The sequence below is a fragment of the Chromohalobacter marismortui genome (assembly GCF_004364315.1).
GTDB classification, from domain to species: domain Bacteria; phylum Pseudomonadota; class Gammaproteobacteria; order Pseudomonadales; family Halomonadaceae; genus Chromohalobacter; species Chromohalobacter marismortui.
The window spans coordinates 439,016-453,938 of the sequence record NZ_SOBR01000004.1; the positions used below are offsets into that span (position 1 = coordinate 439,016).

General features: G+C 62.2%; 13 protein-coding genes. 12 read left to right on the plus strand and 1 reads right to left on the minus strand.

All coding sequences use genetic code 11. The annotated features are described in order from the left end of the window. Positions 1-48 precede the first annotated feature (48 nt). The 4 genes from C8E00_RS11365 to phoU all read left to right on the plus strand — a co-directional run bounded on the left by C8E00_RS11365 (position 49) and on the right by phoU (position 5,135). A complete protein-coding gene (locus C8E00_RS11365; RefSeq protein ID WP_133697608.1) occupies positions 49-2,172 on the plus strand; it encodes an ABC transporter permease subunit in 2,124 nt (707 codons plus the stop codon). Then, entirely contained in the window at positions 2,169-3,545 is a 1,377-nt protein-coding gene (pstA, locus tag C8E00_RS11370; protein ID WP_133697609.1) for a phosphate ABC transporter permease PstA, read from the plus strand. Before C8E00_RS11365 ends, pstA begins: the two co-directional genes overlap by 4 nt. 65 nt (positions 3,546-3,610) lie before the next feature. Then, entirely contained in the window at positions 3,611-4,384 is a 774-nt protein-coding gene (gene pstB, locus C8E00_RS11375) for a phosphate ABC transporter ATP-binding protein PstB (protein ID WP_133697709.1), read from the plus strand. A 31-nt stretch (positions 4,385-4,415) separates the two neighbouring features. Then, entirely contained in the window at positions 4,416-5,135 is a 720-nt protein-coding gene (gene phoU, locus C8E00_RS11380) for a phosphate signaling complex protein PhoU (protein ID WP_133697610.1), read from the plus strand. Here phoU and C8E00_RS11385 read toward each other — a convergent pair. Further along, a complete protein-coding gene (locus tag C8E00_RS11385) occupies positions 5,093-6,967 on the minus strand; it encodes a putative bifunctional diguanylate cyclase/phosphodiesterase (protein ID WP_166638310.1) in 1,875 nt (624 codons plus the stop codon). The genes phoU and C8E00_RS11385 overlap by 43 nt on opposite strands. Before the next feature lie 296 nt (positions 6,968-7,263). Between C8E00_RS11385 and cysZ the strand changes: the two genes are divergently transcribed. The 8 genes from cysZ to C8E00_RS11425 all read left to right on the plus strand — a co-directional run bounded on the left by cysZ (position 7,264) and on the right by C8E00_RS11425 (position 14,919). Next, positions 7,264-7,992: a sulfate transporter CysZ gene (gene cysZ / locus C8E00_RS11390; RefSeq protein ID WP_133697612.1), complete on the plus strand. Its 729-nt coding sequence runs from the start codon at positions 7,264-7,266 to the stop codon at positions 7,990-7,992. Between the two features lie 26 nt (positions 7,993-8,018). Next, on the plus strand, positions 8,019-8,945 hold the full coding sequence (locus C8E00_RS11395) for a ZIP family metal transporter (protein ID WP_133697613.1): 927 nt from the start codon (positions 8,019-8,021) through the stop codon (positions 8,943-8,945). A 131-nt stretch (positions 8,946-9,076) separates the two neighbouring features. After that, positions 9,077-9,688 (plus strand): superoxide dismutase, encoded by a 612-nt coding sequence (locus C8E00_RS11400; protein ID WP_133697614.1) that lies wholly within the window; start codon positions 9,077-9,079, stop codon positions 9,686-9,688. A gap of 19 nt (positions 9,689-9,707) precedes the next feature. After that, positions 9,708-10,718 (plus strand): helix-turn-helix transcriptional regulator, encoded by a 1,011-nt coding sequence (locus C8E00_RS11405; protein ID WP_243833178.1) that lies wholly within the window; start codon positions 9,708-9,710, stop codon positions 10,716-10,718. Between the two features lie 169 nt (positions 10,719-10,887). Continuing rightward, complete coding sequence (locus C8E00_RS11410) at positions 10,888-13,002, plus strand: TonB-dependent siderophore receptor (protein WP_133697615.1); 2,115 nt, start codon at positions 10,888-10,890, stop codon at positions 13,000-13,002. 94 nt (positions 13,003-13,096) lie between these two features. Then, positions 13,097-13,855: a siderophore-iron reductase FhuF gene (fhuF, locus tag C8E00_RS11415; protein WP_133697616.1), complete on the plus strand. Its 759-nt coding sequence runs from the start codon at positions 13,097-13,099 to the stop codon at positions 13,853-13,855. 166 nt (positions 13,856-14,021) lie between these two features. Next, positions 14,022-14,483 carry an Hsp20/alpha crystallin family protein gene (locus C8E00_RS11420; protein WP_133697617.1) on the plus strand — a complete coding sequence of 154 codons (462 nt, stop codon included), beginning with the start codon at positions 14,022-14,024 and terminating at the stop codon, positions 14,481-14,483. A gap of 37 nt (positions 14,484-14,520) precedes the next feature. Next, positions 14,521-14,919: an Hsp20/alpha crystallin family protein gene (locus C8E00_RS11425; protein WP_133697618.1), complete on the plus strand. Its 399-nt coding sequence runs from the start codon at positions 14,521-14,523 to the stop codon at positions 14,917-14,919. The last annotated feature ends 4 nt before the right edge of the window (positions 14,920-14,923 follow it).

The following is a 14,923-nucleotide window of genomic DNA, read 5'->3' on the forward strand; positions in this document are numbered from 1 at the left end:
GATGTTCCATCCTCATTTGCATGGCACGCATTGCCGCCGGGCTCGCCGATGACCGACCCTTCTGTTGCCTCCCATCGCGCGAATCGTCGCCTGCGTCAGCATCTCGACCGCTTGGCGACCGGGGTGATCGCCGCCAGCGGCATCGCTGTGGTCGCTGCAGTGCTGGCCATCGGTGTTTATCTGACGCTGGCCGTTTTGCCGCTTTTCGACGCTGCCGAGGTGAAGGTCGAGGCGGCCTCCACGGTCGCCGACGAGGGTGCGATTCATACCGTCTGGCTGGCCGATGACGGCATGCGCTGGTTGACGCGAGACGGGCAGCTACGCAATGCCGAAGGCACCATCGCGAGGCTGGTCGAGGATGCCACGATTGCAGCAGTGGCCGAGGGGGACGATACGCAGCCGCTGGCCTTGGGGCTGAGCAACGGCGAGGTGCGGCTGGTGCCCCGCGATGACCGTGGGCGACTCATATGGACCCAAGCCGCGACCGCGCGCTTATTCGCGACGCGTGGAGTAGCGGCGTTGGCTTTGGGGCATACGGCCCAGGGCTGGGTGCTGGCGGGACGCAATACCCAAGGCGACGTGGCAGCCCTATGGCGTGCTGGCGATGCCCTGCGACGTCTCGCGGTGCCGGAGACGGCCGAGCATATTGCGATGGGACACGCGGGCCGTCTAGCCATCAGCCAAGGCACGCAACTGACGTTGTGGAAGCTGTCCCCCGATGGCAAGGGCACGGCATTGGCGCGTACCGATACCCGAGCGCCGGTGACGGCATTGAGCTTTCTGCAGGGCGGGCGCACGTTGATCGTCGGTGACGCCCAGGGGGAGCTGCGTCGTTGGCGGTTGTCTCCCGATGACGCCGGCTGGCAAGCGGCCGAGACGTCTTATGCGGCGTTGGGTGATACCGCCATTCGCCGTCTGATTGCCCTGCCCCGGCAGCGTCTATGGCTGGCGCTGGACGCCAGCGGCCGCATGGGGCTCTATCAATCCCTGAGTGGCCTGCGCTGGCAGGGACAAGCCCCCAGGGCGATACCGCCACCGGCCGTGTCGATCAACGCGCAAGGCACGCAGGTAATGTGGCTGGGCGAGTCGGGCACACTCCAACGACTGGCGATCGAGGCGCCGCATGCCGCAGTGAGTGCGGCGACGCTGTTGATGCCGCTAACGTATGAAGGCCATAGCACTGCTCAGTGGCGCTGGGCCGCCGCCGTCACCGGCGATGAAGAGCCGCAGTACAGCCTGGTGCCGTTGGCCTGGGGGACCCTCAAGGCGGCGGCCTGGGCCATGGTATTCGCCGTGCCGCTGGCTCTCGGGGCGGCGGTGCATAGCGCTTGTTACATGTCACGCCGGCAGCGCGCGCGTCTCAAGCCTGCCATCGAGTTGATGGAGGCGCTGCCCGGTGTGGTCATCGGCTTCGTCGCGGGACTGATCGTGGCGCCTTTCGTCGAGCGGCATCTCGCCGGAACGCTGGTGCTCTTGGTGTGCGTGCCGCTGGGCAGCGTGGCGTGTGGTTGGCTGTGGCGGGTACTGTCCCGACGCTGGGAACTGCGCTTACCCCCTATCAGTGTCGGCGTAGGACTGATGGTGCCATTGGCCCTGGTGTGCTGGGCGGCGCTGAGTCTCTCGCCATGGCTCGAGGCGTGGTGGTTCGGTGGCGACCTGCGAACTTGGATGTACCAACAGTGGGGCTGGGATTACGCGCAACGCAATGCGCTGATCGTCGGCATGGCCATGGGACTGGCGATCATTCCCACGCTTTATTCACTGGCCGAGGAGGCGCTTTCCGGCGTGCCCCGTACCCTGGCGGAAGGCTCCCTGGCGCTGGGCGCGACACGAGCGCAGACGCTGTGGCGCGTCCAGTTGCCCGTCGCTGCGCCGGGAATTCTCTCTGCGGTCATGATCGGCGCGGGACGCGCCGTGGGAGAAACCATGATCGTATTGATGGTGACCGGCAATACGCCGCTGATGTCGCCGAGCCTTTTCGAGGGCCTGCGCTCGCTGGCCGCCAACCTTGCCATCGAATTACCCGAGGCGGCGGTGGGCGGCACCCATTATCGCCTGCTGCTGCTCGGGGCACTATTGCTGTTCGTGTTTACCTTTGCCGTCAACACCCTGGCGGAGATGGTGCGCTGGCGGCTCAAACGGCGGTATCGACGCTATTGGGGGAACGCATGAGGATTCCTCGGTTGAGCGGCGACGGTGTCTGGCGCTGGCTGAGCGGGGCCTGCGTGGCGTTGTCTCTGTTGGCCGTGGTGGCATTGCTGGCGCTGGTCGTGACCCGCGGGTTGGCGCACTTCTGGCCCGCCGATATCGAGCAACTGACCCTCGACGACGGCCAGCGGATTGCCGGTATCCCTCGCGGCAGCCAAGCGGGCGAACGACGCTATTTCACCGCCAATCGCGACCTCGACGGTCAGGTATGGCGATGGGTCGAGCAGCAGGCCATCGAATCGCGCGGCACGCCACCGGATCTACTCTACGTTGAGCGGCGCGACTGGGGACCCTTCATCGGACGCCTGACGGCGGTGGAAACACCCGCCGGTGAACGGCTGCAAGGCGCCGAGGCCGAACGTCGCTTGCGCCGGGCCCTGCGGGGAGACGCCGATGTCACGACATTGCATCTGCGCAATGTCGAGGGACGTTCGCTGAAGGTGGCATTCGCGCAGGTAGCGTCGCTTTCCTGGCCCAATCGCATGGATATTGGCGACAAGCTCGCGGCCTGGGGGCACGGCGTGTGGCGCTTTCTCAGCGAGACGCCGAGCGATGGCAATACCGGTGGCGGCGTCTGGCCGGCGATCTTTGGCACATTATTGATGGTGATGCTGATGTCGCTGGTGGTGACACCGTTCGGCGTGCTGGCGGCGTTGTACCTCAACGAGGTAGCCCGTCAGGGACCGTTGACACGCCTGGTGCGCATCGCGGTGCGGAATCTGGCCGGGGTGCCGTCCATCGTCTATGGCGTGTTCGGGCTGGGGGTATTCGTCTACGGGCTGGGCGGCCACCTCGATAGCTGGTTCTTCGCCGATCGCTTGCCGTCGCCGACCTTCGGTACCGGCGGGCTGTTGTGGGCCTCGCTGACGTTGGCGTTACTGACGTTGCCGGTGGTGATCGTGGCGACCGAGGAAGGCCTGGCGCGCGTTCCCGTGGCCTTGCGCGAAGGCTCGCTGGCGCTGGGCGCGACGCGCTTCGAGACACTGCGCCGGGTGGTGGTGCCCATGGCGCTACCCTCGATGCTCACCGGGGTCATTTTGGCGGTGGCGCGTGCCGCCGGGGAGGTGGCGCCGCTGATGCTGGTGGGCGTGGCCAAGCTGGCGCCAGCGATTCCCCTGGATGATGAATTTCCTTTCCTGCATCTCGAAAGCAAGTTCATGCATCTTGGCTATCTCGTGTTCGATCTCGGCTTTGCCAGTCGCGATGCCGAGGCCGCGATGCCGCTGGTGTTTGCCACGGCGACGTTGTTGGTCATCGTCATCCTGGTGCTTAACGTAACTGCAATAATCTTGCGCCATCATCTCAGGGCACGTCATCGTGCACTGGAGCATTCGTAGGAGGTTCGTCACTCTTGTCTGCCGCGTCTTTTTCCGCCGCCGAGAGCAAGCGTTTCTCGTCGGCGGTGGCCGATTTTTCCGCGGTATCGAGTTGCTTCGATATCGAGGACTTGTCGTTGGCCTATGATGACAAGCCAGCGCTGTGCGACTTGACGCTGCGCGTGCCGCGCCATTGTGTGACGGCGTTTATCGGGCCCTCGGGATGTGGCAAGTCGACGTTGCTGCGCAGCCTCAACCGATTGCACGATCTTAACGATCAAGTCTCGCGGAATGGACGCATTCAGCTCGAGGGTCAGGACATTCATGCACGTGATATGGATGTCGCCGAGCTGCGCCGTCGGGTGGGGATGGTGTTCCAGACGCCCAACCCGTTCCCCATGTCGATCTATGAAAACGTCGCCTATGGGGTGCGTCTGCAAGGCGTCAAACGCAAGCGTGAGCTGGATGAGATCGTCGAATGGGCGTTGCAGTCGGCGGCGCTCTGGGAAGAGGTCAAGGCGGACCTGCATGCCTCGGCGTGGACGTTGTCGGGCGGGCAGCAGCAGCGCCTGGTGATCGCTCGCACCCTGGCGGTCCGCCCCGACGTATTGCTGCTCGACGAGCCGGCGTCGGCGCTGGACCCGATCTCGACGCTCAAGATTGAAGAGCTGATACGCAGTTTGAAGTCGCAACTGACGCTGATTCTGGTCACTCACAACATGCAGCAGGCGGCGCGCGTGTCCGATTACACCGCGTTCCTGCATGCCGGCGAGCTGATCGAATATGCCCCGACCGATACGTTGTTCACCAATCCGCGCTTACGGCGCACTGAAGATTACATCACCGGCCGCGTGGGTTGAGTCGCGGCGACTTTGATAGCGGAGCAGTGTCATGGATATTACCAACGAGACGCATAGCCAGCACATTTCCCGCCAGTTCAATCAGGAACTGGAACAGCTCAAGACCCAGTTGATGGCCATGGGCGGGCTGGTCGAGAAGCAGGTGCAGGATGCCGTGGAGGCGTTGCTCGAGGGCGATAGCCGAACCGCAGAGCGCGTGCGCGATAGCGATACCACCGTCAACGATATGCAACTCCAGATCGACGAGGAGTGCACCCGGGTGCTGGCACGTCGCCAGCCGGCGGCGTCCGATCTGCGCTTGGTGCTGGCGGTCATCCGCGCCACCTCCGATCTCGAGCGGGTCGGCGACGAGGCCAACAAGATCGCGCGCAATGCCTTGACACTCATCGAGTCGGGACGGCATTCACGGGGAATGGTCGAAATTCGTCACCTGAGCGAGCACGTGCGCAAGATGCTGCGCGACGCGTTGACCTCGTTTGCGCGGTTCGACACGCGTCTGGCGCTGAATGTGCTGCACGAGGACGAGTCGGTCGACAACGAATACTCCACGGCCACGCGCTCGCTGGTGACGTTCATGATGGAAGATCCGCGTGCCATCACGACCATCCTCAGCGTGATGACGATCCTGCGTGCCCTCGAGAGGGTGGGCGATCATGCCGACAATCTGGCCGAGCACGTCATTTATCTGGTCAAGGGGCTCGACGTGCGTCACACCGATCCCGGTGAACTGGATGAGTCGCTCGGGGAGTGATACCGCTTGCTGGCGGTGGCCGCCAACAGCGCTTCGGCATGCGGCGGGGTTAGGGCAATGGAGACGACATGCCCCTGAATGCTGTGGCAGTGAAAGTCGTGCAGTAGCGTGACCTGGGAGGTGTTTTCCACGCCCTCGGCGACGACCTGCATGCCGGCATCGCGCCCCAGCGAGACGATCGAGCGTACCAGCGAGGCGACGCGCTGATCGTCGCATATTCGGTCGATGAAGCTCTTGTCGATCTTGAGCGTGTCGAACGGGATCCGCGTGAGGTAGGAAAGAGACGAATAGCCGGTGCCGAAATCATCGATGGCAAATCCCACGCCACGGCGCTTGAGACGCTGCATGCTGATGATGATGGCTTCGGGATCGTCGATCAGCGAGCGTTCCAGCACCTCCAGCTTGAGCAGGCGGCCCGGCACGCGGTATTGGGTGAGCAATGCACAGACCCGATCGACGAAAGCCGGTCGGGCGAGCTGCTCCTGGGATACATTGAGCGCCACCGGCAACACGGCATGCCCGCGATCCTGCCAGACGGCAAGTTGTTGCATGACCTGCCGCAACACCCAGATATCCAGCTGATCGCCAATATCGATTTCTTCGGCGATGTCGACGATATCCTGAGGATTGACCCACCCCAGTTCCGCATCGTGCCAGCGTAGCAACGCCTCGAAGCCGTGTACCCGAAAGTCCCGCAGGCTGACCTGAGGTTGATAGTGTAGACAGAAGCGCTCCTCGGCCAGGGCCGAGGCGGTGCGTCGACGCAACAGGTTACGGCGCGTCAGTCGTGGCAGTGTCTCAGGCGTGTCGAGACGAAACAGGCTGGCACCACGTTCATTGTGGAGTCGGCGGCAGCTATGCTGCAGGGCGGAGAGAATGTCATCGGCATGGCCGATCCGCATGGCGTCCTGAGCCCAGACCACGCGCGCGGCCGCGGTGACGGTCCTGCCGGAGGCGATATAGGGCGCCCGCAAAGCGTCGGCCACGGTGGCCATGGTGTCGGCCATGTGCGCGGGATTGCCGCGATGCAGCAGTATGCCAAGGCGTTGATCGTCGATGCGTGCCAGGTCGAAGACGAATCCGTCCAGAGCCTTCTCGACCCGGGCGATACAGCGCAGGAATACTTCGTTGCTGGCTTGTAGCGAGAAGCGCGTGCGCACCGCACGCATGCCGTACAGGTCGATGGCGGCAACGCCACAGAACGTCGCGGCGTCCGGCAACGCGGCCAGGCGCGCCTGGATGAGTTGTTGAAAGCGCTGCTGGGTGGCCAGGCGAGTTTGCGGGTCGAATTGAGAACCGATCTCGGCGCGGGCGCGTTCGAGTCGCGTGATGATGTCGTCGCCGATCTCATTTTCCACCAAGCGCGCCAGGTCGAGCAGGATCTGGCGCTGGTGATCGTCGAAGCGCTTCGGGTGACGGTCGATGATGCACAGCGTTCCCAACGGCAGGCCCGAAGCCATGCGAATGACGGCGCCGGCGTAAAAGCGAATATGCGGGGGATCGATGACCAAGGGGTGATCGCGAAAGCGCGGGTCGCGGGTGGTGTCCTCGATTACCAGCATCTGGCGCTCGAGCAGCGCGTGCGCACAAAAGGCGTTATCGCGGGAGGTCTCGCAGGCGTCGATGCCGAAACGCGATTTGAACCACTGACGGTGGCGGTCGATCAGCGTGATCAGCACAATAGGCACGTCGAATACCCGTGCGGTCAGCCGAGTGATGTCATCGAAACGCTTCTCGGGCGGCGTATCCAGTAGGCCAAGACGCTGTAGCTCGTCGAGGCGGCGCGTTTCATCATCATGATCGGGGGCGCCGGCCCCAGAGGCATTGGCCATGAAGTGTTCTCTTGTCGCGATGCCGGGCCCGATAACATTACAGGCGGGGAGGCGCGTCAACGCTGCCATGCAGGCATCCCGGTAGTAGAACGTTAGCACACCGCCATGCCCTGTCTGACCGCTATTCGTCAGGCTGCGTCGAAAAGCCGAGCGGGTCATGCATTTTACTGAGCACCAAGTCTGAGAAGGCGTAATGCAAGAACCAAATTTCTCATCCATTGCGGCAGCTGGGCGCCGATGTCGACGCAAGGCATGCTGCCGCAGAGGCCCCTCACTATCAATCAAGGAATAACCCGATGCTGAACGCTTTCACGGCTATCGGACGCGGCACGCGGCTCGTCCTGTCGCCGGGCATGCGACGCTTCGTCATTGTGCCGGTATTGATCAACCTGCTGATCTACGCAGCCACCTTAGGCTATTTGTTTACCCATTTCGGTGGCTGGCTGGATTATTGGATGCTCAAGGTGCCGGGGTGGCTCGAGTGGCTGGAATGGCTGATCTGGCCGCTGCTGGTGGTGAGCTTGCTGTTGATGGTGTTCTTCACCTTCACGCTGGTGACCAACCTGATCGCCGCGCCGTTCTATGGCTTCCTTGCCGAGAAGGTCGAATGGCGGCTCACCGGCAGTCCGCCCGATGATACGCGGCGCCTGATGCGCGCCGGCGTCGATGCCTTGGGACGCGAGCTCGTCAAGTTGCGCTACATGCTGCCGCGTATGGCGCTGCTGTTCGTGATGGGGTTCGTGCCCGGCGTGAACATGTTCATGCCGTTCTTGTGGGCCGCCTTTTCGGCGTGGATGTTGGCGATTCAATACCTCGATTACCCCATGGATAATAATCAGGTGAGCTTTGACGACATGCGGCGACGCCTGCGGACGCGTTGGTGGCCGACGCTGACCTTTGGGTTCGGCATGTCGCTGGCAACCTGGGTGCCGGTGCTCAACCTCGTACTGCTGCCGGGCGGCGTAGCGGGCGCGGTGATACTCTGGCAGCAGTATTATCGTCATTTACCGGCTGTGACACGCTGAACGCTCGACGACGCAGGAGATCCCGCATGCAAGAGACACACGCGCCTTCGCAAGCGCCTTCCGTTACGACCGGTGGCTTTATTCGACGCCGCTGGGCGCTGGGCATCCTTCTCGCGGCGGCCGTGAGTGCATTCCTGATATGGTGGCTGGGTGCCCAGATGCGCGATTGGCTGGGGACGCTGTCCACGCTTCAGGCGGGGATGCTGGCGAGCTTGGTAGCCGGTCTTTTCACGCCGGTGGGGGCGCTGCCGATCATGGTGTTGCGCCACATCAGTCAGCGTCTCGAGGATGCTCTGATGGGCTTCGGTGCCGGTGTCATGCTGGCTGCCACGGCCTATTCGCTGGCCATGCCGGCCTATGAAGACTCGCTGGCGCTCACCGGTACCATCGGCTGGGCCTTGACGATCGTTTGCGGGGGGATCGTGTGCGGCGGCATTCTGGTCTGGGGAATGGACCGCTTCGTGCCCCATGAGCATTTCGCGCTGGGTAAGCAGAGTGGCGCCGATGCCTTGCAGATTCGGCGTATCTGGCTGTTCATCTTCGCGATCACCATTCACAACTTTCCTGAAGGGCTGGCGGTCGGCGTGGGCTATGCGCGCGGCGACATGGCCGCCGGGATAGCGTTGACGCTGGGTATCGGCCTCCAGAATCTCCCCGAGGGGCTGATCGTTTCCCTGGGGCTGCTGGCCATCGGCTACTCGCGCCTCACGGCCTTGGGAGCAGCGTTCTTGAGCGGCCTGGTGGAGCCTGTGGGGGGTGTCATCGGCGCGTTCGCGGTGCATATCGTCGATGCCCTGCTGCCCTTCGGTCTGGCGTTCGCCGCCGGGGCGATGTTGTTCGTGATCAGTCACGAGATCATCCCCGAGTCGCACCGCAAGGGACACGAGGGCGATGCGACCTTCGGCGTGCTGGGCGGTTTCATGCTGATGTTCGTGCTCGACAAGGTGTTCTGATCCCTCGCGCCGGCAGCTAAGTAATTGACAAACCTGCAATGAAAACTATTATTGATAAGTACAACTTGCCGTTGGCGCAATGTCCGGCCAACGCTCGACATTCGACGAAAGATTAATTATGGAGGTATGTCGTGGCGCATCAACTGCCGACGTTACCCTATGCCTATGACGCGCTGGAACCGCATATCGATGCGTTGACCATGGAGATTCACCATAGCCGTCACCATCAGACCTACGTCAACAACTTGAACGCCGCTCTGGAAGGCACCGATCTGGAATCGCTGCCGGTCGAAACCCTGATGGGTGAGATCGAGCGCGTGCCGGAAGCCAAGCGTCAGGCGGTGATCAACAATGGCGGCGGGCACGCCAACCACTCGCTGTTCTGGACGGTCATGTCGCCGCAGGGTGGCGGTCAGGCCAAGGGCGAGCTGGCCTCGGCCATCGAGCGTGAACTGGGCGGTGACGAAGCGTTTCGTGAAGCCTTCACGCAGGCCGCCGTCAAGCGCTTCGGCAGTGGCTGGGCCTGGCTGTCCGTCACGCCCGCCAAGCGCCTGGTCGTGGAGAATACGCTCAACCAGGATAGCCCGCTGATGCATGGCAATACGCCGATTCTGGGGCTGGATGTGTGGGAACACGCCTATTACCTCAAGTATCAGAACAAGCGTCCCGAATACATCAAGGCCTTCTTCGAGGTCATCGATTGGGACGAAGTGGCGCGTCGCTACGCCGAAGCCACTGCGTAAGGCTCATCGGGAGGCTGCCATGGGGCCGGTGACAGGCATGACGCACGATGCCACGGCGCCGGCCCAGCGCCTCACCATGGCCGATTTCGGCGCTTTCGAGCGCCGTTATCGTTTGTATCATCGCTTTCCCTCCTTGACCCGTGCCGATGCCGTGTCCACCACGGTGGCCGAAGGCTGGGTCGACGAATGTCGCCCGGACACGGGCATCAGTCTCGTCGGCTCGCGACTCACGATTCATCATACCTACGAAACTCACGCATTGGCGGATGCGCCGGCGCACGTGTCGATCATCGTCATGCTCGAGGGGCAGGCCGAGCTGATGCATGGCGAGCAACGCCTCACGCTGTCGCCTCGCGAGGGGGTGATGCTGGTCAACGACGGGCGCTGCCCGCTGAGTGCGCGCCACATGGGCGGCCAGCGCCTGCGCGCGATCAATCTGACGCTGCTCGACGATGCACGCACCACACAGAACCGGCTGGCCGCGCCCTTGGCAGAACTGCTGACATCTTCACCGGATGGCGCCTGGCGGCTGGCACCCCCCGAGGGGCTTCTGTCATCGCTCGAACAGTGGTTGAACGCCGCGGGGAAGGGGGTCTCGCATACGCTGCTCGGCGAGGGGCTGGGGTTGCAACTGATGGCGCATGGACTGGCAACCAGGGAAAACGCTCCGACCGAGCAGGCGCGCCGTCTGGGCAGGCGCGATCATCATCATCTGGCACGTGTGCGTGCCTGTCTGCACGACCATCCCGAGGCGTCGCATGACCTCGATTCCCTGGCGCAACTGGCGTGCATGAGCCCCAGCGTATTGCGTGACAAGTTCCGCCAGGCGTACGGCCAGCCGGTCTTCGAGTACCTGCGTCAACGCCGTCTCGACATGGCGCATGACCTGCTCCGGGAAGGCCATAGCGTGCAGTACGTGGCAATGCGTGTCGGCTATCGCCATGCCAGTAACTTCGCCACCGCCTTCAAGCAGCGTTATGGCGTGTCGCCGCGTGTGTTGCATCAGCGTCCGGCCCATTTGGTGCCGTGACAATCCGTATATGTTGATGAAAATTCCCGCACGGAATCGCTTGCAGCGTCACGCATAGATTTTTCGGCATTGCCCATAAGCAGAACGACTCTTAAAAGTTAATAATTCTCACTCTCCATAATAACTGGGCCGTTGTCGGTCCGATGACGAGAGCGAGGATCCGTTTCCCATGAGTCGCACACTGTCTCCCCACTGGTTTACCTGCGCGTGCTTGGCGGGTGCGTTGTTCGTTCCCGCAACGAGCTGGGCGCAATCCGCAAGTGAAGACGCCGTCGATCTATCCACACTGACGGTCTCCGGCAAGGCCGCCACCAAGACGGATACGCCCTTCATCGAAACACCACAGTCCGTCTCCTACGTTGACCGCGAGGAAATGAATACACGTGACACTCGCACGCTTGGGGATGCCGTGAAATATACGCCGGGTGTCTATACCAACCAAGTCGGTGCGTCCAACCGCTACGACTATCTGGTCATGCGGGGATTCTCCGACGGCAGCTTGAGCAATGTCTATCTCGATGGCCTCAAGGTAATGGGGGACGCCAACTCCTATAGTTCCATGGTGATCGACCCCTACTTCCTCGAGAGGATCGAAATCGTCAAGGGGCCGGCTTCCGTACTCTACGGACGCTCATCTCCTGGTGGCCTGGTGGCGCTGACCAGTAAAAAACCGCAGTTCGAGACGCACCGGCAGCTGCGTTTCAGCGTCGGTAACAACAGTCAGCGCAGCGCGGCGTTCGATCTGACCGGCCCGCTGGATGACGAGCGGCGGGCCGCCTATCGCGTGGTGGGGCTGGCGAGCGGCAAGGATACGCAGTTCGGGCCGGTCGAGGAGGAACGCTATGCCATCGCGCCGTCGGTCACCTGGGACATCACCGACGATACGACCCTGTCGTTCATGGCCTATCTGCACAAGGATCCGGAGGGCGGTTACCATTCCGGCGTGCCTTACGAGGGGGCGGTGGAAAGCCACAATGGCCGCAAGATCAGCAACAATTTCTTCGATGGCGAAGACGCTTACGACAAGTTCGAGCGTACCCAGCGCATGTTCGGCTACAGCCTCGAGCATCGCTTCAACGACGTCTGGACCGCGCGTCAGAAGCTGCGCTACCTGAACTCGGATACCACTTTGAACCAGGTCTATGGTTACGGCTGGACATCACCCGATTCCAACGAGCTGGTACGCTATTATTCCGGCGGACGCGAGTCGCTCGATGCCTGGACGGTCGATAACCAGCTAGAGGGCGAATTCTCCAGCGGCTTTATCGAGCATACCCTGTTGGTCGGCATCGACTATCAGGATCGCCAGAACGATGTGGTCTGGACATCGGGCGCTTTTCCCTCGCTCAATGCCTTCGATCCACAGTATGGTGCCGATCCCATAGGGGATATCGTGGTCACCAACGATGAGCGCCACGAATTGACTCAGACCGGTGTTTATCTGCAAGACCAGATGGCGTTCGACCGCTGGCGCCTGACGCTAGGGGGCCGGTACGACTGGGTCTCGATCACCAACGAGCAGAAACTGGCCAAGCACGAGGATACGCTCGACGAGACCTATTTCAGCAGTCGCGCGGGGCTTCTGTATCTGTTCGACAACGGGGTCGCACCTTACGTCAGCTATAACACGGCCTTCACGCCGACCAGCTTCGTCGATATCGATGGCGACGTGCTCGAACCGATGGAAGGCGAGCAGTGGGAAACCGGCCTCAAGTATCAACCCCCGGGCACTCAGGATCGCTATAGCCTCTCGCTGTTCCGCATCACCCAGGAAAACGTCGCCACCAAGGAGCAACCCACCGACCCTTACCGCTCCATCGGTGAAATCGAGTCGCAGGGACTGGAGCTGGAAGCCCGCATGCAATTGACCGAAGGGCTGCGGTTGCAGGCCGCCTACAGCTTCACCGATATCACCTATACCAAGAGCGACGTGGACAGCGAGGAAGGCAGTCACGCCATTTATGCCCCCCGCCATCAAGCCAGCCTGTGGGGCCACTATGCCTTCCAGGGCGAGACGCTTGCGGGGCTGGATGCCGGTCTCGGGGTGCGTTACTACGCCGATATCCAGGCGGATCGCGCCAACACCGAACAAGTGCCCGATTACACGCTGGTCGATGCCATGCTGGGGTATGACCTGGGGCAGATGGGCATGTCGGGCATGCAGGTGCAGCTCAATGTGGGCAACGTGCTCGACAAGGAATACGTGGCCTCGTGCAACTCGCTTCAATATTGCTACTTCGGCGCGGAGCGCAATGTGCGTGCGAGCCTGACGTACAATTTCTAGCGCGATTGAGTCGCGAGTGGTTTTCATTTACGCTCCAGGCGTGGGTCGATGACCCACGCCACTCATTTCGGCCTCGCCACAGGAAACGTCTTCGATGTCGGTGTTGCTTGATCGGTTGTATGCCGGCCCCTTGAAAGGGATGGATCGCAAGCTGATGACCTGGGACCAGGCACCCGAGACGGCCTGGCGGGCGCAGGATCTGTTTTCCCGTCGCGGCATGGCGCACGTGATCCAGCGCTACGGCGCCGAACATCAGCATGGCGACTGCCGCGCCGTCATGTCGCTCTGGTCGAAGTACTTCCTGGCCCTGACGACGTACACGGGCGTGGCGTACAATCTGCTGGTGGATCGCCAGCTGCCGCTCGCGCTACCGCGTCTCGGGGTCGTACTCGGCGAGGACATGCTCATCGATGCGCTGGTGGTCGAGGAGGCGTCCGCCCCTGTGGCCGACACTCGGGTAGAAGCGCGCTTTTTGCCGCTGATACACGACACCTGGGGGCCCGCCATCACGTGCATGGCGCATCATAGCGGCATTTCCCCGCGCGCCCTGTGGAGCAATCTGGGGCAATACGTCGACTATCTCGTGCGCCAGTTACACGCCTTGTCGGCGGCTCACCACGCGGCGGAAGCGGGTGAGCAGTTGATGACGCTACGTAAGTTGGCCGACGGCCAGCGCAACCCGCTTTTTCAACCCGTTCGTCACCGTGAGAACGCCGAGGGTGACATCGAGCCCATCCGGCGGGTCTGTTGTATCCGCTATCTCCTGCCCGGCCTGGGCTATTGCGGCAACTGCCCACTGGCGTGCCGCGAGAAGACCGAGGTGCCACCGCCACGCCGTGTGGCCAACGGTTGAACTCTCCCGCCGGCTTGTCCACATGGGCATCGGCACTCGGAAAATGAGTGCTCGAGCCCCTTGAAAATCGCTTGGCCGTTCCTATATTCGCCACTGAGAGAGGTACTGCATCTTCGACGTGGCGGTCTCTCTCTCGGGAGTCTGTCTTATGTAGGAGGTGTTTGCCATGTTCGACGATATCAAGCGTTTCGAGACGGGATCACCCCAGCAATTGGACTGGTTCCGTCAACTGCTGGATGGCTTCTTGCATGACGGCGACGCGATGGACCTTCGCGCGGTGCCACGCGGGAGTTTCCCGATGATCAATGTGGCGCGAAGCGACGACGCGGTGCGGGTCTACGTATTTGCCGCAGGGCTGTCGCCGTCGGCGTTGACCATCGATGTTCAGGACAACGTCCTGACCTTGCGTGGTCGGCGCGATGCTTCGATAGCCAGTAACGAAGATGGCAGTGCGCGTCCGGTCTTCCGTCGCGAGCGCGCCAGTGGCGAGTTCGTGCGTGCGGTCGCATTGCCGGATGGCCTTGACGCCGAGCGTGCCGAGGCGCGCCATGCCCATGGCGTGTTCGAGATCGTGTTGCCCAAGCGAGAGGAACTCAAGCCGCGACGTATCGAAGTCAAGGCGGCTTGAAGGACATCGGTCATCTTGGATCAAGGAGGTATGCATCATGAATAACGTCGTTCGTTCATCCTCTCACTCTCCGCGTCAACAGCATGATCAGGAAAAGCGTCCACAGGACACGCTGCTACCGGCGGTGGATATCGTCGAGGAGTCCGACGTCCTCAAGCTGGTAGCGGATATGCCCGGTGTGACGCACGAGTCGCTTACAGTGGAAATCGACAACAACGTGCTGAGCCTGGAAGGCGACATAGCCTTGAACATGCCGGAAGGGCTGAGCGCATTGCATGCCGAAGTCCGCGGACAACGGTTCGCACGGCGTTTCAATCTCAGCCACGAGATAGATGGCGATGCCATTACGGCCACTATCGACAATGGCGTCTTGACGCTGACGCTGCCCAAGAAGGATAGCCATCGCACTCGGCGTATCGACGTGCAGGCGGCATGAGTAG

What these genes read in the sequence shown, in the direction of transcription:
- C8E00_RS11365 (WP_133697608.1), top strand. Translation starts at nt 49, where the DNA reads ATGACCGACCCTTCTGTTGCCTCCCATCGCGCGAATCGTCGCCTGCGT.
- pstA (WP_133697609.1), top strand. Translation starts at nt 2,169, where the DNA reads ATGAGGATTCCTCGGTTGAGCGGCGACGGTGTCTGGCGCTGGCTGAGC.
- phoU (WP_133697610.1), top strand. Translation starts at nt 4,416, where the DNA reads ATGGATATTACCAACGAGACGCATAGCCAGCACATTTCCCGCCAGTTC.
- C8E00_RS11385 (WP_166638310.1), bottom strand. Translation starts at nt 6,967, where the DNA reads ATGGCCAATGCCTCTGGGGCCGGCGCCCCCGATCATGATGATGAAACG.
- cysZ (WP_133697612.1), top strand. Translation starts at nt 7,264, where the DNA reads ATGCTGAACGCTTTCACGGCTATCGGACGCGGCACGCGGCTCGTCCTG.
- C8E00_RS11395 (WP_133697613.1), top strand. Translation starts at nt 8,019, where the DNA reads ATGCAAGAGACACACGCGCCTTCGCAAGCGCCTTCCGTTACGACCGGT.
- C8E00_RS11405 (WP_243833178.1), top strand. Translation starts at nt 9,708, where the DNA reads ATGGGGCCGGTGACAGGCATGACGCACGATGCCACGGCGCCGGCCCAG.
- C8E00_RS11410 (WP_133697615.1), top strand. Translation starts at nt 10,888, where the DNA reads ATGAGTCGCACACTGTCTCCCCACTGGTTTACCTGCGCGTGCTTGGCG.
- fhuF (WP_133697616.1), top strand. Translation starts at nt 13,097, where the DNA reads ATGTCGGTGTTGCTTGATCGGTTGTATGCCGGCCCCTTGAAAGGGATG.
- C8E00_RS11420 (WP_133697617.1), top strand. Translation starts at nt 14,022, where the DNA reads ATGTTCGACGATATCAAGCGTTTCGAGACGGGATCACCCCAGCAATTG.
- C8E00_RS11425 (WP_133697618.1), top strand. Translation starts at nt 14,521, where the DNA reads ATGAATAACGTCGTTCGTTCATCCTCTCACTCTCCGCGTCAACAGCAT.